1 protein-coding gene is annotated in these 674 nt (G+C 71.5%); it reads left to right on the top strand.

Features of this window, described 5'->3' with window-relative positions; genetic code table 11:
• Nucleotides 1-144 precede the first annotated feature (144 nt).
• On the top strand, nt 145-674 hold a 530-nt coding region (locus AC5RUJ_RS17830; RefSeq protein ID WP_494156461.1), incomplete at its 3' end, for a mismatch-specific DNA-glycosylase.

Raw genomic sequence — 674 nt, forward strand, 5'->3', positions numbered from 1 at the left:
CCGGCCCGCCTCGGCGGGCCGCTGCACGGGCACGGCGCACCTTCTTGGGCGCCGTGCCTTCGTCTGTCCGGAGCTGGGGCCGTGAGGCTGAGCATACGGCCGGTTTCGCGGCCGGGACGGCACGCCGTGTGAAAGAGTGGTTTTGTGCCCTTTACCCGTGCTGAACTGCTCGCCTACCGGGACGCGCTGGTCCCCGATCTGCTGGGCCCGGGCCTGCGCCTGCTGTTCGTCGGCATCAATCCCGGCCTCTGGTCGGCTGCCACCGGCTCCCACTTCGCCCGGCCCGGCAACCGGTTCTATCCGGCCCTGGCGGCGGCCGGCATCACCGACCATCAGATCTACGCCGGGAAAGGCATGGCGGCTGCCGACCGCAACCACCTGATCGACCGCGGCGTGGGCATCACCAACATTGTCCCGCGGGCTACCGCCAGGGCGGACGAGCTGGGTGCCGAGGAACTGCGCACCGGGGCCCGGCGCCTGGCGGCCCGGGTCGAGACCCTGGGGGCCCGGGTGGTGGCGGTCGCGGGAGTGACCGCCTACCGGGTGGGTTTTGAGCGGCCGAAGGCGCAGCTGGGCCGGCAACCGGAAACGCTAGGCGGCGCCGAGGTCTGGGTGGTGCCGAATCCCAGCGGGCAAGACCGAGCTCAGGACAAAGAAGAGCGCGAAGCTCAAGG

It is taken from the genome of Arthrobacter sp. Y3223164 (assembly GCF_059091005.1).